18 protein-coding genes, 1 tRNA gene and 2 pseudogenes are annotated in these 24209 nt (G+C 43.3%); 10 read left to right on the forward strand and 11 right to left on the reverse strand.

What is annotated here, in order from left to right; all coding sequences use genetic code 11:
- Window positions 1-212 precede the first annotated feature (212 nt).
- Window positions 213-1667 carry an ATP-binding cassette domain-containing protein gene (locus AK965_RS16760; protein WP_099080685.1) on the reverse strand — a complete coding sequence of 485 codons (1455 nt, stop codon included), beginning with the start codon at window positions 1665-1667 and terminating at the stop codon, window positions 213-215.
- A gap of 431 nt (window positions 1668-2098) precedes the next feature.
- Between AK965_RS16760 and AK965_RS16765 the strand changes: the two genes are divergently transcribed.
- Together AK965_RS16765 and AK965_RS16770 are read left to right on the forward strand one after the other, a co-directional pair.
- A complete protein-coding gene (locus AK965_RS16765) occupies window positions 2099-3622 on the forward strand; it encodes an alginate export family protein (RefSeq protein WP_216360620.1) in 1524 nt (507 codons plus the stop codon).
- The gene (locus AK965_RS16770; protein WP_099080686.1) at window positions 3603-4931 is read left to right on the forward strand and encodes a serine hydrolase; all 1329 of its coding nucleotides are present in this window, start codon (window positions 3603-3605) and stop codon (window positions 4929-4931) included. Before AK965_RS16765 ends, AK965_RS16770 begins: the two co-directional genes overlap by 20 nt.
- 363 nt (window positions 4932-5294) lie before the next feature.
- On the opposite strand, the gene AK965_RS16775 is transcribed toward AK965_RS16770, so the two are convergent.
- The 3 genes and pseudogenes from AK965_RS16775 to AK965_RS16790 all read right to left on the reverse strand — a co-directional run bounded on the left by AK965_RS16775 (window position 5295) and on the right by AK965_RS16790 (window position 7794).
- On the reverse strand, window positions 5295-5534 hold the full coding sequence (locus AK965_RS16775) for a PAS factor family protein (protein WP_099080687.1): 240 nt from the start codon (window positions 5532-5534) through the stop codon (window positions 5295-5297).
- Between the two features lie 173 nt (window positions 5535-5707).
- Window positions 5708-5896 (reverse strand): annotated as a pseudogene (locus AK965_RS16780) (DUF6538 domain-containing protein); the annotation flags it as partial.
- A gap of 479 nt (window positions 5897-6375) precedes the next feature.
- The gene (locus AK965_RS16790; RefSeq protein WP_099080689.1) at window positions 6376-7794 is read right to left on the reverse strand and encodes a putative phage abortive infection protein; all 1419 of its coding nucleotides are present in this window, start codon (window positions 7792-7794) and stop codon (window positions 6376-6378) included.
- 351 nt (window positions 7795-8145) lie between these two features.
- Between AK965_RS16790 and AK965_RS16795 the strand changes: the two are divergent.
- From AK965_RS16795 to AK965_RS16825, 7 genes and pseudogenes are all read left to right on the forward strand, one after another.
- Window positions 8146-8277: pseudogene (locus AK965_RS16795) on the forward strand (IS5/IS1182 family transposase); the annotation flags it as partial.
- A gap of 250 nt (window positions 8278-8527) precedes the next feature.
- Complete coding sequence (locus tag AK965_RS16800; RefSeq protein ID WP_099080690.1) at window positions 8528-11074, forward strand: molybdopterin-dependent oxidoreductase; 2547 nt, start codon at window positions 8528-8530, stop codon at window positions 11072-11074.
- A gap of 10 nt (window positions 11075-11084) precedes the next feature.
- Window positions 11085-12521 (forward strand): 4Fe-4S dicluster domain-containing protein, encoded by a 1437-nt coding sequence (locus AK965_RS16805; protein WP_099080691.1) that lies wholly within the window; start codon window positions 11085-11087, stop codon window positions 12519-12521.
- 11 nt (window positions 12522-12532) lie between these two features.
- A complete protein-coding gene (locus AK965_RS16810) occupies window positions 12533-13213 on the forward strand; it encodes a cytochrome b/b6 domain-containing protein (protein ID WP_099080692.1) in 681 nt (226 codons plus the stop codon).
- A gap of 557 nt (window positions 13214-13770) precedes the next feature.
- A complete protein-coding gene (gene arsD, locus AK965_RS16815; RefSeq protein WP_099080693.1) occupies window positions 13771-14133 on the forward strand; it encodes an arsenite efflux transporter metallochaperone ArsD in 363 nt (120 codons plus the stop codon).
- A gap of 9 nt (window positions 14134-14142) precedes the next feature.
- The gene (gene arsA / locus AK965_RS16820; RefSeq protein WP_099080694.1) at window positions 14143-15891 is read left to right on the forward strand and encodes an arsenical pump-driving ATPase; all 1749 of its coding nucleotides are present in this window, start codon (window positions 14143-14145) and stop codon (window positions 15889-15891) included.
- Between the two features lie 391 nt (window positions 15892-16282).
- Window positions 16283-16540 (forward strand): helix-turn-helix domain-containing protein, encoded by a 258-nt coding sequence (locus AK965_RS16825; protein WP_099080695.1) that lies wholly within the window; start codon window positions 16283-16285, stop codon window positions 16538-16540.
- Between the two features lie 228 nt (window positions 16541-16768).
- On the opposite strand, the gene AK965_RS16830 is transcribed toward AK965_RS16825, so the two are convergent.
- From AK965_RS16830 to AK965_RS16860, 7 genes are all read right to left on the reverse strand, one after another.
- Window positions 16769-17020, reverse strand: coding sequence for a hypothetical protein (locus tag AK965_RS16830; RefSeq protein ID WP_099080696.1), 252 nt, complete (start codon window positions 17018-17020; stop codon window positions 16769-16771).
- A 94-nt stretch (window positions 17021-17114) separates the two neighbouring features.
- Window positions 17115-17696 (reverse strand): DNA-binding protein, encoded by a 582-nt coding sequence (locus AK965_RS16835; RefSeq protein ID WP_099080697.1) that lies wholly within the window; start codon window positions 17694-17696, stop codon window positions 17115-17117.
- A 69-nt stretch (window positions 17697-17765) separates the two neighbouring features.
- On the reverse strand, window positions 17766-19346 hold the full coding sequence (locus AK965_RS16840; protein ID WP_099080698.1) for a hypothetical protein: 1581 nt from the start codon (window positions 19344-19346) through the stop codon (window positions 17766-17768).
- Between the two features lie 200 nt (window positions 19347-19546).
- Window positions 19547-20686: a site-specific integrase gene (locus AK965_RS16845; RefSeq protein WP_172438178.1), complete on the reverse strand. Its 1140-nt coding sequence runs from the start codon at window positions 20684-20686 to the stop codon at window positions 19547-19549.
- Between the two features lie 240 nt (window positions 20687-20926).
- Window positions 20927-21622: a hypothetical protein gene (locus tag AK965_RS16850; protein WP_099080700.1), complete on the reverse strand. Its 696-nt coding sequence runs from the start codon at window positions 21620-21622 to the stop codon at window positions 20927-20929.
- Complete coding sequence (locus tag AK965_RS16855) at window positions 21609-22862, reverse strand: tyrosine-type recombinase/integrase (RefSeq protein ID WP_099080701.1); 1254 nt, start codon at window positions 22860-22862, stop codon at window positions 21609-21611. The genes AK965_RS16850 and AK965_RS16855 overlap by 14 nt, the downstream gene beginning before the upstream one ends.
- Window positions 22863-22948: 86 nt before the next feature.
- Window positions 22949-23039: transfer RNA gene (locus AK965_RS16860), tRNA-Ser, on the reverse strand.
- 327 nt (window positions 23040-23366) lie between these two features.
- Between AK965_RS16860 and AK965_RS16865 the strand changes: the two genes are divergently transcribed.
- On the forward strand, window positions 23367-24047 hold the full coding sequence (locus tag AK965_RS16865) for a MaoC family dehydratase (protein WP_099080702.1): 681 nt from the start codon (window positions 23367-23369) through the stop codon (window positions 24045-24047).
- The last annotated feature ends 162 nt before the right edge of the window (window positions 24048-24209 follow it).

The following is a 24209-nucleotide window of genomic DNA, read 5'->3' on the forward strand; positions in this document are numbered from 1 at the left end:
GAAAAGGAAAATAATTAAATCAGGATATTCTCATAAAATGAGAAAGTGGGAAATGAAAACGAATCCCTAGAAACGAACCGCACTCGTTTGCTTAATCAGAGGTGTTATCGTGCGGTTAGTCTAGGTAGCAAACGGTTGAAAATGAGAAAAACAAGAAACGAATCAAGCGATCTCATTGTTTGATTCGATATCTGGCGTCAGCCATGTTCAGTTTATTGGGATGTAATGTAGCCTTTATAAGCCCCTGTATCCTTGTCATATTTAAACTCTAAAAAGTTACGAATACTAGATAACCCATCTTCTTGATAGTGAGAAACATAGAGGAGCTGACTCAGGTTTTCTTTCGCGATCAACTCCAGTGTATTTTTCACTAAAATACGGCCTAAGTAATCTAAACCTTGGTATGGCTCATCCAGAATCAGTAGGGTAGGTTGCTTGACGATTGCACGAGCGATTAAAAGTAGGCGTTGTTGCCCATATTCCAATTGTTTAAATGGCGTTTTGTCGTATTGAGTCATATGTAAAATCGCTAGCCATTCTTTAGCTATATTGATCTCTTTCTTACTCGGTTTCGAGTACAAGCCGATTGAGTCATAGAAACCAGAAAGAATGACTTCTAGCGCAGTGCAATTTACTCGATATTGTAAATGCAAAGCAGAAGAGACCATGCCGATGTGCTGCTTTATCTCCCAAATGCTTTCACCGCTGCCACGCTTTTTACCAAAAATGTGAATGTTGTTGCTGTAGCACTGCGGGTGATCACCAAATATTAGACCCAGTAAGGTACTCTTTCCGCAGCCATTTGGTCCTTTTACTTGCCAGTGTTTGCCTTTGTCGATACGCCAGTTGAGATCGGTAAAAATGGTTTTATCGATATACTCGACTTTGCCGTTCTCCAGTTTGAATAGTGGGTTATCAAAATGCGTTGAGTGCTGGTGGTGACGGATCAGGCTTATCATCTCTTCACTCTGTTTTTCAGACTGAGATTTAATTTGAGCAATAATTGGGTGCTTATCCCAACTTGCTTTGTCCATCGTGCTGTCGAGTTTGCCGTTGTTGAATAGCGCAATGCGATCTATCCAAACAGGCATGTCTGTTTCTCGAGAGAAGGTGATCAGCATCTGCACTGATTTGGACAGAGATTCTAGGTAGGCAGCCAATGAAGCACGGTGCGCGATATCTAAACCAGCAAAGGGATTGTCTAATAGTACGAGGTTGGGTTTGGTGGCGAGTGCCCTTGCCAGCATTAATCGTCGTGTTTCACCTGTTGATAGCACGCGAAATCCACTTGACTTAAGGTGTACAAGGTCAAGTTCATCGAGCAGTTGGAGAGCCAATGCCTCATCCTGACAGACATCAAAAACGAGCTGGTATACGCTGCTACCTTGGTCAATTCTATCTAAAAAATCAGAGTCATCTTTTTCAATTTCTTGTTCGAGCAAGCGTTGCTGCTCTGATAACGAAACCTGTGCTACACGGAAACCCTTGATAGCGAGTACGCCAGATTCGGGTTTGATTTCGCCACAGATTAAATCACCGAGTAAAGAGCCGATGTCTCCCTCTGAGCTGAATATGCCCCAAGAGTGTCCAGTGTCGATGAGCCAGGATTCGATCGAGAGCGCAGAGGCACTCCCTTTTGCTGCAAGTTGCTGAAAATGAATAGGCATTGTGTATCTTCCATGATTTATATACGCCTAGTTATAACAATGATTACCAAACAACTTCAACTAACAAGGGCATTCTTGGGCTTTGTCGGAGTGTGCGTCACAACGCGTCAATAAGAAAAAGCCATAAAGTTATCACGGACGCTTTTTAAGCGTAATTAAGGTAGGGCGAAATGCGCTGATGTAAGGCTAACTGATAAGCTATAACTTTGCCTTATAAATCATTCTTGTGCTATTACTTGAGATGTAAGATAAAAAAGGGATGTAAACCGACTTCTCATACTCGCTAGATATGATACTGAGAGGTAAGGGCTAATGGAAGAAAGGACATGATAGTTTTCGTATGAGCCATTTATAGAATTTAGTCAACCGCTTCAGGTCATAGGTATATCGTTTTTCACTTAATTCAAATTATTGTTTTGTAAGGAAAATGAATGCACTGGATGCTCGATAATCAATACCCCTATAGCGCAAGTTTCTGGCGTAATGCCTCTGTATTTCGTAAGAGCAAAATAGTATGTCAGCCACTTTTATTCTTTGTGATGGCGACAGAAATACTACTCAGTCCGCCTGCGATAGCAACGGAATCGACAGTGTCAGATCCCATGTTGTTTGTTGACACTAAACAGTTGACTGTTCGTGGGCACTTTCAATTTGGTGTGAACGCAGTGGCTGAGCGTAACCTCTTTTGGGACCTTGCAGAGTTGGCAGCTGGAAACACGGAATACAATGCAAACGAAAAATGGTTAGAAGTTTATACTGAGCCCGGCATCAGTTTTGAGCGACGTTTCGCATCAGAATCCGCTTGGTTCGGAAAGATCTCGGCAGTCGGGTCTTATACCGCAGGAACGGACGCGTTCGATGCAAGCAACACAGGTAAAGTCACTCCAGAGGAGCTCTACCTCGGTTATCGGACCAACTTTTCTAGTGATTGGAATTTAGAGGTTTCGCTTGGGCCTAGAATACTCAAACTTGGGACGGGAATGTTGATAGCCAACGGCGGCTCCGATGGTTTTGAGCGTGGCGCATTGAAGTTTGGTCCGCGAGAAGCATGGGAAAAAGCCGCTATTGCAAAGTTGACCGGAAGAGGCATCACAACAACGGCCTTCTACATGGCTCCAAATGAACTACCTTCCAATGACACTAAAAACTTACTCAATGGGTTAGACTTGCGTTGGGATGGAGAACAAGGTGAGTATGCTGGACTTAGCTATATTCATGTTCTTAAATCTGACGCGGCTTATCCCAAGGCTGCACCAGGCGGCAACGGAGCTCCCATAATTATTCCTAACGCGCGCGCTAAACTGAACGCGCTTAATTTCTATGGGAAAATGGATGGTTTCGACGGTGCGTTGAGCAACTTAAGTTTAGCGCTAGACCTCGCCTATGAGTGGAACGACCGCATTGACCTTCGTGCTTGGGGGGGGCGTATCAAGTCCGAATACACGTTATCGGACGACTCGTGGCAACCTACTTTAGGCTACTCTTATCAGATCTTCTCGGGTGATGACCCAAACACCACTCGTATTGAACGCTTCGACCCACTTTATTACGATGGCTCACCAAGCACTTGGGCTACAGGTTCAAAGTCCGCAATGGTGTTTATCAACTCGAACGTAATGTCACATAACCTGAGCTTTAGAATCATGCCAACAATGCGAGATACTGTTACATTGCGTTATGCACATGTACGTGCGGCTGTACTTCGAAGTCCGTTACAGTTTGGACAAGCCACCAGGTTAGATTTTTCTGATGGGCTATCAACCGTGGTATCTGGCGTTACAAATGCGCACCTATCGGATGATTTTTTTATTGAATACAATCGTATTGTTACCCCTAACATTTATCTAACCGCAGGATTAAGCATCTCAATTCCTGGTGAGGGCATAAAAAGTGCCGCAGGAGGATATGCCCCAAATTGGAAAGGAGGATTCATTAATGTCGTCTTCAACTACTAAAGCTGCGACCACCCTCGCAGCATTGGCCGCTACTTTTTCCCCATTCATCTCAGCGAGTGGGGAGGGGGCGCCTGTTCTGAGCGCTAGCGAATCCAACCCTGTCAAGCTTGGTTGGATGCAGGGATTTCCAGTCCCTGATGATAAGCTCATTATGCAGCCAGAGTCAGACTTTTTCAGTTTTCCAAAGATGCGCTGGACTGTTTGTCATATTCGTGAATTGATGCCGACGAAAGAAGTCAGTCGCGGAATAGGCGCGCCGGTTCCAATGACCTATGCTCTGGATAGCGCTATCGATGAGGTGAAGTTCAAACCATTAGGTAGCGAAAAAACAATGAGTTGGAAAGATTCGTTATCGGCTAATTATACTGATGGTATGCTCATTCTTCACAAGGGTAAGATTGTATACGAGACCTATTCTGGCTGTCTTAACGATATGGGAAAGCACGCCGCGATGTCGATGACCAAGTCCCTCACTGGTCTGCTTGCTGAAATTCTTGTTGTCGAAGGAAAATTGGATCCTAATGCGAAAGTCGAGACGATTGTCCCAGACCTCAAAGGGAGTGCGTTTGCTAGTGCCACGGTAAGGCAAGTCATGGATATGACTACTTCGCTCAAGTACAGTGAGGACTATGCTGATCCAAACGCAGATATCTGGGTTTATTCAAAGGCTGCGAGCCCGTTGCCAAAAGCAAAAGATTATGATGGCCCTAACGGTTACTTTGAGTATCTGAAAACGGTTAAAAAGGACACTATTAGTCATGGTGAGGCTTTCGGCTACAAAACCGTTAATTCGGACACTTTAGGTTGGATCATATCCAAAGTCACTGGAAAGGATATGGCGACCTTACTGTCAGAGCGGATCTGGTTAAAAATGGGTGCAGAGCAAGATGGGTACATGACGGTGGATGCCAAGGGTGTTCCTTTCGCGGGTGGTGGTCTTAGTGCTGGTCTACGTGACCTAGGACGAATTGGTCTATTGATGTTGAACGGTGGAGAAATCAATGGCCAACAGCTGTTCCCCAAAAAGGTGGTAACAAACATACAGGCCGGTGGAGATAAAAAAGCGTTTGCAAAGGCTGGGTACAAAACACTTGAAGGCGGCAGTTATCGCAGTATGTGGTGGGTTATGCACAACGAGCATGGTGCTTTCGCTGCTCGTGGTGTTCATGGGCAGACAATATACGTCGATCCGACCGCTGAAATGGTTATTGTACGATTCTCATCTTTTCCTTCGGCCGCAAACTCAAAGATAGATCCAACGTCATTGCCAGCGTATCAAGCTGTTGCTAGTTATCTTATGAAGAAGTAACTCAGTGATATTTTAAGTCGCTCAGAAATGAAAAAGCCCGCCGACTCATTAGCGGGCTTTTTTACATCGCAAACGACAGGGACAAATTATCGGTACATTTGTCGCAGTAAGGGCTTATGTTTGTCTGATGGGCAACTTATTCTTTGCTTCCTAACTTACTTAAGTAAACACGGCGGAGAATCATTTAAATATCGGGAACTGGCGCATATGGCAGACAGGGTCACAATGCGATACGGATTAAGCGAGCTTTTGCTTTGATAAGATAAGAGTCAATGAAGCCATCATGGACTCTTATATTGATTTTAGAGATGTGGCTAATGAACGCTTAAATCATGCGACAGCAAAGCGAAAATGATGAATGACTTAATGCTCAGGTGTTTCAATTACTCTCATTGCAATGCTTAGCGCGTTATCAATATCGCTACTGTCTTCAAGTTTTCCTGAGCTCGCTGGGGCCAGAACTTGTGCGTATAACGTCAGTTGCTTGTTAAATGGCAAGTTAAGTTGATCGTATAGGTTCTGACGAATTTTAGCGTGTTCATCTGGCGCGGTCTTAGTGAGATCCATCAATGTGTCATATACAAGTATGGTGGTCCTATCCATATTTATCCCTTTTGTTGTAGAGGTTCCTAAAGGGTATAGTCGGAAGTGTGTCATTTTTATATGACTTGGATCTCACAAAATAGAGTGGAATCTAATAAATGCAATCAGATCGTAATTGAACGTTCGCGATGATGAAAAGTGAGCAAGAAAATGACCAAGGCGTTGTGCATGCCATTTAGTGCTTTGTTGAAGAGAGAGCAGATAGCACTGGCTAAACGAGTGTTGCGTTTAATCGCTTCACGACGCGTTTTGGTGAGCAAAGAGAAGCGAACTTCCTTTGGATAGTCATGGGAGTTTTGTAGAAAAACAGGGGTGGCAATACGTGTGTAGTACACGCCAGAAGCCAATTTTATCAAATACATATGTATCACCTATCTGTGTTAGGTGACTTTTCTATGCTTCAGATACGAAAAAAGCCTTTGATAATCAAAGGCTTTTTTCTAAGAATAAGTGGCGGAGAGATAGGGATTTGAAAGCTACCTCGCGCACAAGAAATCAAAAATTATCGTTAAATATCAATTACTAAATATGGTGCCACTTGCAAAGGTTGAACAATTGGTTCGTCCAATTGACTATAGCCTCCGCAGTAGGGTTTGCCAACTTTAGTATTAAAAAAACAAAAAATACGTGGAGGTAACCTGAAAAAACTTCACACTGAACTAGTTCGATTTTGTTGGTATCGATTTTGTTGGTATCGTAACTCAAAATTGCCCCAAAGTTTGTTAGCACACAGTGGCTTTTTCCGTCTCTAATTCCTAGTTCGGAGTAGATTTACTAATGCGCCATCCATGATGCTCGCAGAAGAAATTACTTCAGTGAAATCCGTAGGTAGTTTCATGGTTTACTCAACTATTTCGAAAAATTTATCATTCGCCACAACGCTACAATTCTTAACTCCCTCGATTTCGCAGCTATCAGCAATGCTTAGAGTGTTTACAACCTGCCCCATATAAACGTCGCGTTTTGCGTATGCTGAATCTTTTACGAGCTGGTTTAAATTATTTTGCCATCGATACAACATATTTACGTCGTAATTTTCTAACATGCTTGGCTCGAGTTTAAATATTATAAGATTTCGATTTGGAATGTCTTCCCATCCCTCTTGCCCACTCTCGGTAGGCTTTATTTGGGGCTTGAATGTAGGCTGTAGAATATTTTCTAACTTGATTAATTCCTCATGGATGTCTCTAAGATGCAGGTTTTCTCCAAAGTCATCTTTTCGATAAGCCATAAGAACTAAGCAATTTTTCCCATAGTTTGGCCAATTGAAAATTTCATGTAAGTCACCATTGGCAAGAGTTAAGTGCTCAAGGAACTTATAGCGTATGATTAGTTTTTTATAGAGTATGTATGGATCTGACTCACCCAATGGGCAGTGGCAATTTACAGCAAGCCAATATAGAACATGGTCTGGTAGCATTGAACGAACGATATTTGAATAGAACTTCTCTTCGTTTTTTACACTAGACCTGAATATCGACTGATTTAACGACTCTTCAGAGCTATGCTCTACAGCAATAAACTTCAATACTTGGTAAAGCAATCGGAAGTATCTACAATAGAGAGAATTGCCATGTAGTTCTGCAAACTCTTTTTTAAGTGACCGATTGCCTTGGGTGAGGTCTTCGGTACTAAGCATATCGAGTGCAGAGTTATGCTGCTCAAGCAACGAGTAAAATGTGCTATCAAATCGCTCTCGCTTTGCTGTCGTTTGTGCTTCTTCGAGTTGCAATTTGAGTGTATCTGCCTGCGTTTTCTGAGCTAATGTCGAATCTGAAAGCTCTTTCCGAGTCAACGCTAACTCTTCCAATGAAAGTGCATGTGACTTATTTTGTTGATGTAGCGTGTAAAGAAGAGCAAGGTATGACATCAGCGCCACAATGGGGGCACCGACATTATTGAAAAAAGCAGCTACTTTACCCCACGAGCCATTACTAATGACCTGCGATTGTTCGGTAAATGTAGTGTATCCAAAAACTGCTATACAAAACAAAATAGTGACACCTAAGAACGCAAGCAATAGGTAGTTGAAAGAGGAACGCTTCATCGGAAAACTCGAGACTTTATTGACCGACATATAGTGATCAGGAAAGCTCTTTGTTAAATCATTGATTGCTAGTTCTAGTTCATCTCTAGTTGCTCTTGTTATGGTGCGGCTATACTCCTCTTTAGCGGTAGAATATGCTTCAAAACTAACCTTGGCTTCATAACCCGCTTGGCATGGTTCAATTATGATGTTACAGCTTCTGTTTATGCCCATTAACTTTCTTTGCTCATTATATTCAGATAGTTATGAAATGAATCATAAACTATCGAATGATTTATGAAAACAAGCTAATGTCAGCATGTTAATATGCATTTGGGTTTATATAAATTCTCATAATCTTGACGCAGGTGATTAACCTCTTACTCGATACACCTAAGTTAAACTAGCTTTCTCAACTTTGCCCAAGCTTCGCTTATCTGGAGTTGGCGATTTCGATCTGCAACTCTAACTCGAAATTGTCCAAAACCTTCTTACGATTCCAGGTTTTCAGATTAGGATTGGGACAAAAGCGAGTTAGATTTGTCCTAATTGATAAAATATCCCCACAACATCATTTTTGAGTAATGGCAACAGAATCACCCCCGACATTTCGCAGTAGGTTGCCAGAAGTTATATGGCTCAAAAAAGTATTGGAAAGAGCGGCGTGGTCACCACAAACGTTCACTCTCAGAAACAGCGATGTATCGAGTCAAACAGTTTTAGCTAGGTATGTTGCTTTAACCCGCAATTAAGAAAGTTGATTAAGAATTATTCCTGTTAACGCAAGCCATACCTAGAAATGGGTAGCTTTGTGTTGACTGTTATCAAAAAAGTGGTCGCTTAATCTCCTTGTGTTTTAACTCTTAAATCGCTCTCACAAATTCAAACTCCCGTTAGAAATTGTATTTCTATATTTGAATATTCACATATACGCTCATTTGAATATGTATATATGGAGATCTATATAATGAACAGTAACGGTGAGTTCAACATATCTCGGCGTAATTTTTTAAAAGGCTCGGGGGCTGCTGCAACGTTAAGTCTTTTCTCGGTTAACCCAGTTGTTCACGCGATGGACAAAGCTGGCTACAAAGTCAGTGTTGAGGTTAACTCAGGAACGTGGGAATCAACGGTTTGTAACGGTTGTACGTCTTTCTGTGCGAAACAGGTTTACGTTCAAAACGGTCGAGCAATCCATATTCGTGGTAACGAGCACTCGAAAATTCATGGCACAGCAGGCTGTTCGCGTCAGTACCTAGCACTGCAAGAGCTGTACGATCCTGACCGCATCAAGAAACCAATGATTCGTACCAACCCGATGAAAGGGCGTGGTATCGATCCTATGTTCCGAGAAGTGAGCTGGGATGAAGCAATGGATCTGTTCGCTGAGAAGATCATGGCACTTCGTGAGAAGAACGAAACGCATAAGTACGTGACGTTGCGTGGCCGTTACTCCATGTTCAGTGATGTTCTGATGAAGAACATGACCAAAATCATCGGCTCATCAAACGCAATTAGCCACAGTGCTCTATGCGCTGAAGCGGACAAGTTTGGTAGTTACTTTACCGAAGGTAACTGGGGTTACCGTCAATGGGATATTAAGAACACCAAATACATCTTGTCGTTTGGCGTAGACCCACTATCAGCCAACCGTCAGGTTTCTTACCACAACCAGCACTGGGGCAATATGCTAGACAACGCGAAGGTGACAATTGTTGACCCTCGCTTCTCTGCATCAGCGGCGAAAGCACACAGCTGGCTACCGATTATGCCTGGTCAAGATGGTGCATTGGCGCTAGCACTTGCGCATGAAATCCTTGTGAAAGGCGTGTGGCATCGTGAATTTGTCGGTGACTTCACTGATGGTCAAAACCGCTTTAAAGCAGGTGAAACCGTTGATGAAAGCTTGTTTGCAGACAACCATGCATACGGTCTTGTTAAGTGGTGGAACCTAGAGCTTAAAGACCGCACGCCGGAGTGGGCTGAGTCGTTATGTAGCATCTCCGCAAAACAGATTCGTCAAATCGCGAAAGAGCTTGGTGAAAACGCACCAAACATCCAGATCTGGCGTTCACGCGGTTCACAAATGCAGACTCGCGGTGCATACACTGCATTGGCGATGAATGCGCTTAATGGTTTGTTAGGTGCGGTAGATAACGTCGGCGGTACGATGGACTGGGGTTCAACCGTGTCTGTGATTAACCCATCAACGTCTGATTACCAAGATGAGATTGCGAACAACGGCCTGAAGAAAGAGAAGATTGACCGTCGTGGCCGTCTTGAATTCCCGAACTTGAAGAAAGGTAAGAGTGGTGGTGGTGTTTCTACAGGTGCTGTCGCAACAAGTATCCTTGAGGCAGACCCATACTTGCCAGAAGTGGTATTGAGCTACTTCAACAACTTCAACTTCTCCGCTCCGGGTAACGAGATGTGGGATGAAGCGTTGAAGAAGATTCCATTTATGACCCACGTTACTACGCATGTGAGTGAGCTAACTTGGTTCTCTGATCTGGTTCTGCCTGCGCCTCACTTTATGTTTGAGCGTTGGGGTCTTCAGAAGTCTTCATCTAACCGCCACGCATCTCTAGCGCTAAGCAAACCAATCATCCAAAACATTGCGGAAGTCGAAGATGAAGCAGGTCTACCTTGGCTAATGGCAAAAGCGTTTGCTCGTAAAGGCTTTAATCAGCCGATGCGCTACCTATTGGATAATTTCAGAGATCCAGAAACAGGTAAAGCCCCGCAGAACCATAAAGAGTTTGGCGTTTACATGGCGAAAACCATGACGCAAAACATCTGGGATCCAGCGAAATACCAGTCGGGTACTAAGTTCAGCGGTTGGGAAGAATTCATCAAGATCGGCGTATGGAACTCAGATGAGATGCCATATCAAAAACGCTGGAGCAAGATGAAAACCAAGACCAAGAAGTTCGAGTTCTACAGTGAAACTCTGCACTATTCACTGAAAAAACACGCTGAGAAACACAGCGTTGGTATTGATGATGTGATGGCAGCGTGTGATTACGAAGCGCGTGGCGAACAGGCGTGGATTCCACACTACGAAGAGCCAATCCGTTACGGTGATGAAGAAGATTTCCCATTCTTATTCGTTGACCACAAGCTGCGTCTAAGCCGTGAAGGTCGCTCTGCAAACTGCAGTTGGTACTCGTCTAACTTTGATATCGATCCTGGTGAGATCCCAGATTACGACACGGTGAAGATCAACCCGATTGACGCAAAACGCCTTGGCATTAAAGAGCACGATGAAGTTCGTCTAACCACGGTTCAAGGTTCTATCACCTGTCGCGTTAGCCTGTTTGAGGGTATTCGCCCTAACACAGTGTCAAAAGCGTTTGGTCGTGGTCACTGGGCTTACGGTAAACATGCCTCGAAGAAGTTTGGTCTTATCCCTAAAGGTGGCTCAAACAACGAAATCATGCCGCAAGCATTCGAGCGTTTATCAGGTTCATCTGCCTTCTATGGTCAGATTGGCGTCAAAGTAGAAAAAGTATAAGAGGTGAGCCATGCGTTACGGAATGGTAATTGATACCCAAAAATGTGTCGGATGTGCAGGTTGTATCTTTGCATGTAAGACGGAAAACAACACTGAGCCAGACAAAAACTGGTGTGACAAGATCGTCACCACGACGGGTCAGTACCCGAACGTAAAATTCGAATACACATCCACCATGTGTAACCACTGTTCAGATGCGCCTTGTATTGCAAACTGTCCAAAAGGCGCGCTGTACAAGGATGAAAACGACCTAACATTGTTTGATTCTGAAAAATGTATCGGCTGTAAATCGTGCATGTCTCACTGTCCTTACAACGTGATTCATTTTAATGAAGAAGCGACAGGTAAGGCGTGGGACAACAACCAACCATTGTTGCCACAAGGTCTATTCTCAGCGGCTGCGATGCGTGAAACCACGGGCGAGACGTACTCTCCATTTGGTAATCCAGAAACAGAGAGCGTTTACCCACTGCGTCGCCCTAAAGGCACGATTGAGAAATGTACGTTCTGTGCGCACCGCGTAAAAGCAGGCGTAAATCCTGCGTGTGTGGATGCGTGTCCGTCTGGTGCTCGCGTGGTTGGTGATTTAGATGATGCTAACAGCGAAGTAAGTCAACTGATCAAAAAGTACAACGCGAAGCCGCTTAATCCTGAGTTAAACATTGGTGAGAAAGTCTTCTACATCCGTGATTACATCCCAATCACTATGGTTGAAGAAGATGAATCAAAAGATGCAATCGTGTTTGATTCTTCATTGTGTATTGGCTGTAAGAAGTGTGAAGCTGAGTGCCGTAACAGCAACCAGCTTGCAGACAACGTCGCTTACCTGAAGATGACTACCGAGATCATTGACGGCGAAGAGCATCACTTTCGCAATTCATGTCAGCACTGTGAGCATGCTAAGTGTTTAGAGAACTGTCCGTCTGGCGCAATCTCACGCCGTTCAGGTGGTCAGGTTGTGATTGATGAAGAGAAGTGTATCGGCTGTGGTACTTGTGCAATGGCGTGTCCTTACGACATTCCTCAGTACAACGACAAAACAGCAACCATGAACAAGTGTCATGGCTGTAGTCATCTAACTGAAGCCGGTCTGCGCCCTGCGTGTGTTGAGGGTTGCCCTCAGAAAGCGCTGTCGTTTGGTTCTCGCACGGATATGCAAGACCGCATCGAGAACAAAGCGAGCGAAGACAAGCTATTTGCTTACGGCCTACAAGAAGTGAATAGCAATGTTGGTGAGCTTGGTTTGATCACAATTGCTAGCAAATCTGAAGCTGGTAAACACCTACTGATTGAAGACCCAAGCAGCACAACCTCAACCCTTCGTGATTTGGCGAAAGTTGGCGCAGGAGCTGGCGTGGTTGGCTCAATTGCAGTCGCTGCTGGTCACCGTGCGCACTTGGCGAAAAAAGCCAAAGAGAACGACTCTCAGCACAGCGATGCAGAATAAGGATACGCGTAATGAAAAACAAAGAACTGCTTGATGACAACACCGTCCTTGCCTTTAACTCATGGCAGCGCTGGTTCCACATTCATCTGATCCACTTTGTGGTGCTGTTTATCCTAACGGGTTTGCCAATTCTCTCTTCGAGCTTCTCGTTCTTAGGTGAATTCTACCAATGGGTTTATGGCTTGTTAACAGGTAAAGAAACGACGTATTCGGATGGTATTGTGTTCGCGCAGATGCTACACCGTGGAATCTCGTTCCTGTTTATGGCGACCATCGTACCATTCGTGATTGTAATGCTTAAAGACATCAAGAACTGGCATGTATTCCCAGAAAAAGATGGCTCAATTGCTGAGGGCATCAAGCAATTAAACGTGGCTTACATTGACGGGAAACACGGTAAGTTTGGTAAGTTCAACATGGGTCAAAAGTTAATGGCTTGGACCATGATTGCCGCAGTTTCTGCACTCGTGATCAGCGGTGTCATGCTAATGGGCAACTTCCTAGTCGAATGGGCTCGCTTACTGCACGTGGTAGCTTTCGCAGGCATGATTGTCGCATTAGTGTTCCACATTCACTTCGCAACCCTGCCAGTGAACCGCAAAGCGTTCTGGGCGATGTTCCGTGATGGTAAGTTACCTATGGAAGAGGTGAAGAAACACCATCCGCTTTGGTATGAAAAGCTAAAAAAATAGCGTTAATATGCTAATAAAAGCCCCATCGTTTGGGGCTTTTTACTTTATGGGTGATAACTCAATCTCAGAGTCATCAGATACCCAGATACTACCTGGCGCTTCTAACGCTAGGGACTCAGCAAGCTTAAGGACACAAGCTACACCCTTTAATCCCTTTGGAAGGGCTATAAGAGCCAAGATCGAACAAAACTTATTGCCCTCCTAGGTTATCCACGCTGACACGATACGGTCGAAACTTAAAGATCAAAAATGAGATTTAGGTGCCGGCTTTTCGCCTAGATATATCCCACAAGAAGCACTGAGCGTAAGGTGCATGAGTAGAGAAGCAGTGCTCAATTCCAAGATACGGCAACAGCACCTAATCCTTTGGTAAAAAGGGCAGACTTAGTTGGTTTGATGAATAACTTTCTTGATCGTCCCTATTTTAACCTTTATTCACATATGCTTGCGGCTTATGACTCAGATCAAGTATTGCTAAAGTTAGAAACAAAATTATTGCGGACAAAGACAATCGATCATATCGTTAATCGACGATTAACTATTTGAAGGTGTGCATTATGAAAGAAATTAGAATCTACGATCCATCCATGTGTTGTTCTAGTGGTGTTTGCGGTACGGACCTAGATCAGAATCTTGTTAACTTTTCTGCTGACTTTAGTTTCTTACAAGACAATAAAGCCGACATTCAACGTTTCAATCTTGCTCAAGAGCCAATGGCATTTGTAGAAAGCGAAGCCGTCGCTGCTTTCCTTGAGATTGTGGGAGAGAAAGGACTACCAATTACATTAATTGACGGCAATGTTGCGCTTACGCATCGATACCCAACGCGTGAAGAACTTTTTGCATGGGCTCAAATTTCAATTCAAGAACCAAAAATCACTAAAATCTCCAGTTGCTGCGCATCAAGCGGATGCTGCTAAGGAATAGACATGATCAATTACCTAACTGAAGTACCACGTTACCTATTCTTTACTGGTAAAGGTGGCGTGGGTAAAACATCTCACGCATGTGCTTCTGCCCTTGCCCTCGCTGAATCAGGTAAACGAGTCCTAATCGTCAGCACAGACCCAGCATCAAACGTTGGTCAAGTGTTTGACACTAAAATTGGTGAAACCATCACCGCAATAAACCATGTTGAAAACTTATTCGGATTGGAGATTGATCCGCAAGCCGCCGCACAAAATTACCGTGAGCGCATTGTCGGGCCGATTCGAGGCAAACTTCCAGAACCTGTGGTTAAAAGCATCGAAGAGCAACTGTCTGGTGCATGTACAACTGAAGTCGCAGCATTTGATGAGTTTACAGGACTATTAACAGATGAATCTCTATCGGGTGACTTCGACCATATCGTGTTTGATACCGCGCCAACGGGCCATACGATTCGCCTGTTGCAATTGCCAGGCGCATGGAACGAATTTCTAGAGCATGGTCAGGGAGATGCATCGTGCTTGGGCCCGCTAGCTGGCCTTGAAAAGCAACGAATTAAATACGCGAACGCGATTGACGTTCTATCAAACGAAAACAAAACACGCTTGATTTTGGTGGCTCGAGCTCAGTCGGCAACCTTAAAAGAAGCCGCGAAAACTCACCTTGAGCTTTCGAACCTCGGCTTGAAGGGACAACATTTAGTACTAAATGGCTTGTTCCCTGTAGAACAAAGCGGTGATGATGAGCTAGCACATGCCATCATTGAGCGCGAACAAAAAGTGATTCAAGATCTACCTGAGTCATTGGCTAAACTACCACTTGCTCAAGTGCCGCTACTATCAAGTAACGTACTGGGATTAGATAGCCTACGAGCTCTCATTGATACTGAGCGCAAGGCAACTAATACAACCAATACTACGGCCATTAACGTTGATCAATATGATTCGTTATCGGTGATGATTGAAGAATTGGCGGAGCAAAAACATGGGCTTGTGATGTTGATGGGCAAAGGCGGCGTAGGCAAAACCACCATGGCTGCAGCGATTGCCAGTAAGTTAGCTGAAAAAGGCTTTGACGTTCACCTTACGACATCCGATCCTGCAGCGCATTTGCAATATACCCTGAACAGTGACGACACCAAGTTTACGGTAAGCAAAATTGACCCTGCAGCCGAGACTGCTCGCTATCGTGACACGATTCTAAACGAAAAAGGCGCATCACTGGATGAAGATGGTCGTAAACTGCTCGAGGAAGACTTGCGTTCTCCATGCACTGAAGAAATTGCAGTTTTTCAAGCATTCTCAGAAGTGATCAAACAAGCCGATAAAAAGTTCGTCATTATGGATACCGCGCCAACAGGCCATACCCTGCTATTGCTTGATGCAACAGGAGCATACCACAAAGAGATGACACGTCAGAACCAAAGCGTGGAAACCCCCTTGGTTATGCTACAAAACCCAAATCTAACCAAGGTGATCATCACGACACTAGCAGAACCAACACCAGTCCAAGAGGCGTACGATCTTCAGCAAGATTTGCAACGTGCGAACATTAATCCTTGGGGTTGGATTGTCAACAATTCACTAGTACAAGATGGTATTAAAGCTGAACTTCTTAGAGAGCGAGCGGCAAGCCAGCAACCGTTGATCGACAAAGTTATCAAAGAATACAGCTCACGTACTGCTGTGGTTGCTATGCAGAAGAAAGAGCCTGTTGGCGTATCTGCTTTGAATTCACTTTCAGATAGTTAAATCGAGTCAGGTTTAGCGATAAATTGCGTGGTTGATTGATTCAGCCACGCTTTCTTGCTCACCATTCTGTCTTGAACTAGACGTGACCTCAGTGAAATTTGAGGTATTAAGTTGCTTTCTACTAATATAGAAGAGCGCTGTTGACGCATCATTCTAAATCGGTTTTGTCCAAAAACGCGTTATGGGATAATTTTTCGTTATGGATAATTTTTTAGTTACAAAGTGCCAAAAGTGTGAGCTCTAACTTGGATGAGTCAACAAACCTAATCGTTTGAAATAGAAGAACTGCTCCTTCTCCCGTACTGGAGGGATTGAGCTTTATTAGCTATATGGCTAACATTTACTTTAACTTGAAAAAACATAGCTATATAGCTAATGATGGAGTTCGATTATGAGCACGCGCTATGAAATCGGCAAGCAAGTGAGGCAGGGAAGAAAAGCAAAGCACTTAACTCAGGTGCAACTTGCCAAAATCACGCGCATTAATAAGACAACGATATCTGAAATAGAGAACGGTCGGTTTACAGGGTCGTATGACATTTTTGAGCGATTGCTAGATTCGCTAGGTTTACAGTTCTCAGTTATACCTAAAACTCATTCCCTTCCTGACTGGGATGAGATTGAGAATATTTTCAAAGAGGATGATTAACAGCACTTTCATTCTAGAAAAGATGAGGTGTACCCTCTACTGATTGTTTAATCACCTCACTTATCAATTACTCTTTTTCCTTTACGACATCCCGAAGCTGCTCTCGCAGCGTCTCAACTTCTTTCTTCAATTCAGCGACATAAGTTTGAAGCTCTTTTTTTTCTGCATTCACAGCATGATCGGTGCGTTTGAGGTTATTGCTTTCTATGCAGGGTCTAGAGGCTAGTCTTAGTGTCTATCGCAATAAGCTTCATTTATAGCGCATAAGTTCGCCATATCCTTCATTAAATCGATTGGAAATTGATGGTCACTAGTTCGATTCAAAGCTGCTTGCTCAAATGTGTAACGCGGATGAGGGTGATTAGTCGTTTCGAAGTACTGCCATATGGCTTTTGCCCTTTCATATCCAAACGTTCCTTGTGCGGCCCTTCTAGCTAATCGAATGTGGCGGTTGTAGATTTTGTCGTAAGAATTATCCATATTTGGGGTCCTTCAGTTTAATTTGGAGTTTTAGTTAAAACGGCGTTTCTTCATCGTCAATTTCTGCCGAGTTATCCAGTTGAGGCTCAATATCCTACATCGTAAATAAAGATTTCATGAGTTCTTGTTTTTCCGCCTTTAAATCAGCGATGCTAACTGCTTGTATTTCTGCTTCTTTTAGTGCCGCAGCAAGCTGACTTCTCAATTCATGATTATCCTGTTCGATCTCATGCATTTTCTCTTGAACAGTAACGTTCTGGCTCTCAAGTGATTCAATGGTGGTCATTGCATCTGCCATTTCGAGTTCAATAAGCTTTTCACGCTCAGATATAGCATCAAAAGACACTTTAATTTTCTTATCAGCAACGTCTGTTGCCATATCATTAGCCCGCTCTATCGTTGCCATTAGCTGCTTTGAAAAAGACGCTACGAGGCAATTATGCAACTCCTTGAGCTCTTCAGGAATCACTTGGGTGGTATGCGATTCTGGTAACTGTTGAGATTGCAGATACTGATTCCAAATCTTCATCAATCTATTCGCATCACCTTTATTACCAACGGCTTTTCTTAGTGAAAAGCCAGTGATACGTTGCTGACGTTCTGTAAGTTTCTGACCCGCTTGAATTATTTCATCGTCTGACACCGCTGGTGTGCGCCCTAGTTTTTGATTGCTCATTTGCCACCCCACTTATCGCTAAAGAAAGAAAAGAAAGAAAAGAAAGTAATGGGCTTAGAATGTTCTGAACTAGTCATAAGTCACCTCATTATTAGAATCATCAAGGTTTGTGCTTTCAATCGCGTCAATAACACTCTGAATGATGGGCTTGATATCTAAGTCCATTTCATTGTCCAGTCGCTGTGTTAATTGGTTGAAGTAGTCATTCGCTTTTTGCTGTTGACCCCTTTGCTGGTATTGGACTGCTATGTAGGCCTGACGAATGATAGCTGTGAGCTCATCTCTCAAGTTACCGGAAATCTTTTCAGCGATATTCCTGAGCCGAATCGCCTCAAAACGCAACTCTCTGTTGCTTCGTTTGAGTTGCTCGAGTTCTTCTTGTTGCTGAGATTTTTGCCATTCGAAAATGGATTCGTTTTCTGTCATTTCAGACGTGAGTTGTTCTCTCTGAGACACAAGCCGCACTATCTTATTTTCCTCATCAGTTGCGGTTTGCTCTAACAGAAGCCGTTCTTTTTTCAGCTCTTCAACTAGTCTTGACTCATAGTTATAATCGCGACCTGATTTCGCCAAAGGTGCTTGTCTAGCCATTTGTTTGTACTCGAGTGTCTCACGCTCTTCTTCGCTGCTTACTTCTGCATGTAAGCCTTTGGGGTTTAGAAAATGGTGATTAATATGTTCGTAAAACATCCGTTGCAAGCGCTCACCGTGAATCGCTGACTGCTCTCGAGTCAAAGTGCAATTTTCAGGCAATAACTCCTCAAGGTCTTCCAACTTTTCTGATTCTTCGAATTTCCCTTGCTTCTCGAGCTCTTTTTTTTGTTCAATGAGCGACCGGTTTTTGCTATCAATGAATTGATTCACGACCTCTATTTGTGTTTTTAACAAGTCCCAATTTCCAAAGACTGACTCTTGTCCAGACAAAAAATAGTGGCAGTGTGCTCCCGTCAACTCGTTCTTTAGCCTTTCATCAACATGAACCACTAGAGCGTGAATGGGGTAATTGGGGAAAAAGTGCTTTAGACAGCCCTTTGTATACTCAAGCCACTCTTCTGGCGTAATGATGTTGTCATCCACCTTCCAGCGGTGTGGTATTTTAAAAATCCCTTCTTGCAGGTAAGTTGAATTGACATTCGGCTTTGCGTTTACGAGTTGGTTATGTAGCCGCGCAAACTTTCTTACTGTTTTCATTTTTTGTTGATGCCGAGCCATAGGCGGAGTGAGGCTCTCTAAATGACTAATCGGCGTCTCTGGTACTTTTTCGTTGTGCCCCTGGAGATAAATCTTCTCTAAGAGATAAGCCGCATGCTCATTGCCACTTTTCTGTTCAGTGTCACACATCTTTTTTACTTTATGGCGTAGTTGACGGCGCTGGTCTTTCAATCTACTTTCATTTTTAAGTTTGGCACTAGGGATGATGCCATCGAAAATAGTCTGCCGCTCTTCTAGCGAGTAGTCGTCCAGATGCTTAGTCATGCCATTAGCCCAAATTAAATTGCCACTAGACAAAGACTCGTCCCACTCGAGCTTTTTGCTATTGTCTTTGTGGAGTATTCTGAGTGAGTGGCGCAACGTTTTAAGCAATTTTGCGGTTCCTGCGCGAGTCGTGTTGATGTTGAAATGACGATAAAATAATCGGATGGTTTTCATGCCATACCTCCTTTGTGGGTATGGGCCATTCTCAGGGTCAAGGGAGTTCCCTTGCCAACCGCTCTCGTTTCATCTTTTGCGGAGCAGAAAGTGAAACGATGGCTTAGTTGGTTAACTGTCCGGTTTTGGTTTCGCCAAGTGTTTTTTTGGCGGCACACTACGAGAGAGTGGATACAATTGGAATTGTATTGACGCATACGCTACGAGTCCCCTGTTAACATTGAATTAACGAGTGCTGTGAGCGCAGGCTTTTTCTTACACATAGAAAGCACTTCAAGCATTTTTGCCATGTCTTCTGCATCAATAGAGCCTGAGTGTAGATTCGATTCTTTATTCGAATTGATAGCGATTCCTTCAATCGACGAGTTGTCATTGCCAGAGCCAAACACATCATCGAAACCGCGACTCAACACAGCTGCATTATCAGAGGCGTCTTCTTGTACCCACTTGGCATAATGCTTACGCATAGTTTCAACACTTTTGTGCCCCATCTGACGTGCAACATAGTTAGCGTTTAAGCCCTGAGTGAGCGCTTGACTTGCGTATGTGTGCCTAAGTTGCCCTGGGCCACGATGCGGAATATCTAAAATACGTAAAGCCGGTGTTAGAAAGGATTTCGCAAATTGACTACCGTCGCTAAAGGAACGATTGGTTTTTGAGTTAAAGAAAACAAACGAGACTGACTCTTTTCGCTTGGTTTTATTGTCGATTTGCAGCACATCAATGGTTCTGGGCTTCAATTTACTCGTGCGTTGATATAACGATTTAAGTATCGATAACGCATGTTCGTTTAACTCTACACTTCTAACTGAGCCGGGAGTTTTGGGGACGCGATAGTTGCCTTTGAACACTGCACGTTTCACTTGCAGTTTCTTATTAGTAAAATCGATAGAATCCCAATCTACAGCAAGCAATTCGGAAATTCTCAGTCCTGTTTGCGTTCCGGTTGCAACAAGTGCCCTGCCAATAAAACAGAGGGGGTCATAGTGAAATATCTTACTTATTTCGTCTTTAGTGAAGGGATGGCACTCAGTTAGTGTTGTTTTCAAGTTTTCGATGTTGAGCATCGGATTGCGATGAATGGCGTCGTTCTCTATCGCTGCGCTGAATACTTCCCTTAGCACAGTTAGGTGCTCATTAATCGTTTTGTTAGTCCAGATCTTGTGCTGAGTTTTTAACCAACGTCGAATATCTGCTTTCTTTATGTTTTTAATTTTTTTGCTGCCAAAAGCACGATTCAGGTTATTGACGCGCGATGTTGTTGAACGAATCGTCGTTGGTGCATGTGTAAACTGAATGTCTTCTAAATACTCTTTTGAATATTCCTTAAATGTATTCATAACTGAACCCCATATCCGAAACCTGTGCATAAAACAGGCTTGTTATTTGGGTTTATCATATCAACGAGGATTACAGCGTCAAATATAAGTACTCATATATCAATGGCTTATAATTAGTGGCTGCTAATAATTTCTGAGTAAGGGCCTGTTTTTTATAGAAAACAAAAATCACAAAAAAAGCGGAATTTTTTTAATTTTTTTAAGAGGGTCGGTGTTGACCCTCTTATGGAGGGGGAGGGATTACTTCATCCAGTTGCGAGCATATAGCAACCAGTAATTATCTCCAGCGGTAGATGTTTCACGACGCAACTCTAAAAGTGGCTCGTAGTAGTCATCACGATAGAAGTTTTCATATTGCTCAGAGATATGCTCTATGACAAGCTCATTGCCACTTTCGCATACCTGGCAATCGCCATTAAACAAAATCGCTTTGTTAAGCGCTCGATGTAGATGCAAAGCGAATAGTGACTCTAACCAGAGCGCCTTAAGATTGGGCCTTAACCTTAATTGCCGCATTGCAACAAAGTGAGTATTCTTCAGACCGCCGAGCTCTGACTCAAGAAAATTACCGTCAAAATCGATGGACAACCCGTTAAATTCGCTATGTTTTCTGAGATGTCTAGAAAACTTAAGCCTGTTCAAATTGACTTCATTACTCAGAAGTACATCGAGTAAAAAGTGGCAATCACTTGTTTGCATACAAAGCTGGATGGTCTGTTCATAGTTATCATCTTCATGAGATTTCTCTATAAACACTTTCGCGACACAGCGAGCGAGTAGTGTGGTAAGCACATGCGCATAATATTCGCCGTCATCAGCAAGCGAATCAATTAACTGCTCAAAGGAAATCGGCAACGTAACGACATAGTGTAGATACCAATCGTCGCTATACTGAGTAACACTGAGGTCGCGATAAGTAAGGTTAACTAAGTTCATGAGTCACTCCAATTTCAATAGAGAATAGGTTCACATGCTTAGCCAAGTTGGCTAAATCAATGTCCTTGCCATATCGACCAAAAGTCATATTCTGATGACGGTGACCCACTATTTGCGCAACAACATGCTCCGCCGCGCCCGCTTGTTTAAGTTCGTCAATAAAAGTATGTCGTAGCCCATATAGAGTTGGTCTGTGTCTAGGCTTCCATCCAATGCTTGTCAGTAGTTTTCCAAACTGAGTTGTAAGTTGTTTACTCCAGTTGTTATCGGGTCCAAGCGGCATAAAATCAAACAACTGCTCTTTACCAAGAGCTTTTCGTGCTTTGACATATTTTTCAAACCTACCATCGAGCACGGCTCGATGAAGAGGAACCAAGCGATAAGAGTGTGCGTTTTTAACGTGTTGCGAGCCTAATTCTTCTGAAATGGATAGATACGGTATTTCACAATCGAAGTGCACTTGAGCTATTAACAGCTGACATATTTCTGCCGGGCGTGCGCCGTGACGCAGAATTAATTCGAAAGCGATATGTAATTGCTCATCGGAAACTCTGTAATGCTTGTGTTGAGTAACATAACTAATTTCTTCTTGAGCCCATCGCCTTCTATCTTCACTGGCCTTGCCTGAACTTTTGGGTAGCTTTACGCCGATGAATGGATTGTGAACCAAATATTCTTTAGCTACACACCAGTTCATGAACTGCTTAATCGCAGCAAAATAATCTCGATTTGTTTTCTGGCTGCGCCCTTGGTTCAGCAACTTATCGCGATAATCCATCACAACGGAAGATCGAACTTCAGTTATTTGAGTAACGCCGGCAGTTTCAATGAAATGTTGGCTTCGTTGCTGGAGCTGTGAAATCGATAAATGGGTAATACCATCAAGCTTTTTAGATGCAATAAACTGCTCTAACAGTGATTCTAACGATAAGGAAGTAGGAGATAATGAGCGAGGAGAACCATTTAATGGTTGAGAGGTATTATTGCTGAATTGCCCCCTAACATCGATGATCACATCATCGAGAATGGGCTTAAAATCCTTAAAGTGAACCGCAGAAGGAAGTGCGTGGATGGTAGGGTGTAACTTTGCGATTAATGCGGCATTGCGTGAGACAGCAATAGCGCGTTCTTTTGTACACAAAGATATTTTTACGTCAAAGGGGAAGTCCTTGCTTCTTAAGTATTTCGGGAAGCATAGACGTGTGTAGTAGATGCCTGACAGCGATTTGAATAAGTACATTGTCTCAGTCAATCCTATGTTGATTGAGCAAGTGCACCTAGATACAAAAAAGCCGTTGATAATCAACGGCTTTTTTGTTTTGAATGTGGCGGAGAGATAGGGATTTGAACCCTAGGTACGCTATTAACGTACGCCGGTTTTCAAGACCGGTGCTTTCAACCACTCAGCCATCTCTCCGTTGTGTGGCGTATGATAGGGGGTGTTTGGGACGTTGTAAAGTACTGATTTGTACAAAAAGTTTCGTTTGCTTGTTTTATGTGCATTTTAAAGGGGTGGAAGTGATAAAACTACGTAAGCTAACAAGCAAAATACGCAATATGGTAGAATTTATACTTTATATCGCGCATGTTTAATAAAATGGCGTTTTATTGAAATCTTATTGAAAATAAAGAAACTAAAAGCTTTGGGGATACAGCTGTACGCCCGAAAGTATTTGCAACATAGTGTGAACTCATTCAAAATTCACTGGTATAGCCAGTTGTGCGAGTTTATCTAAGGGGTCTTATGAAGGTCACAAATCTATTTAAAGACAAAGTTGGTGCGATCTCTACACATCAATCAGAGTTTATGAATTGGATGTCTCCAACGCTACGCGATTACTGGAGTGACTTTTTGGGTAAGGCACAAAGTAGCTTCTTATTTTCAAAGGTTCGAGATCACCAACAGCCAGCAGTGAACGAAGAAGTTATTCCGCAACCTGAGCCAATCGTACTAAAACCAGAAGCTCAAGTGCTTTTTGATGAGTTGAGCGATAAAGTGGGCGAGGTGATTCACGTTGGTGACTGGGTAAGTGTTTCTCAAGAACGTATTAATCAATTTGGCACAGTTACTGAAGATATGCAATGGATTCATACTGATCCGGAGCGAGCTTCTACAGAATCCCCATTTAAAACGACAATTGCACATGGCTTCTTAACGCTAGCACTATTGCCAAAATTGACAGATTCTGTTGATCCAGATAAACCACTGTTTCCGACAGCAAAGCTTGTTGTTAATCTAGGTTTGAACCAAGTCCGTTTCCCGTACCCAGTCAAAGCGGGCAACAATGTCCGAGCATCAAGTACACTGACCAAGATTACGCCGATCAAAAAGGGCTTAGAGATCGAGCGTGAAATTAAAGTAGAAATCGAAGGCGTTCGCCGCCCTGGTGCGGTAGTGGTATCTGTGATTCAGTTGCATTTCTAATAGTTAAACCTTTCGAAAAGCAAGATTCAAACAAAAAAGAGAGCCGAATTTGGCTAATGCCAGTCAGTTAAGCTGACTGGCTTTCTTTTTATTGGGGTATTTCTTTGCCTTTGCTTTTATTGCTCTCGGATATATCCGATCTTCTCGTTTAATGGGCAAGAC

It is taken from the genome of Vibrio sp. PID17_43 (assembly GCF_002608565.1).
Lineage (GTDB): Bacteria > Pseudomonadota > Gammaproteobacteria > Enterobacterales > Vibrionaceae > Vibrio.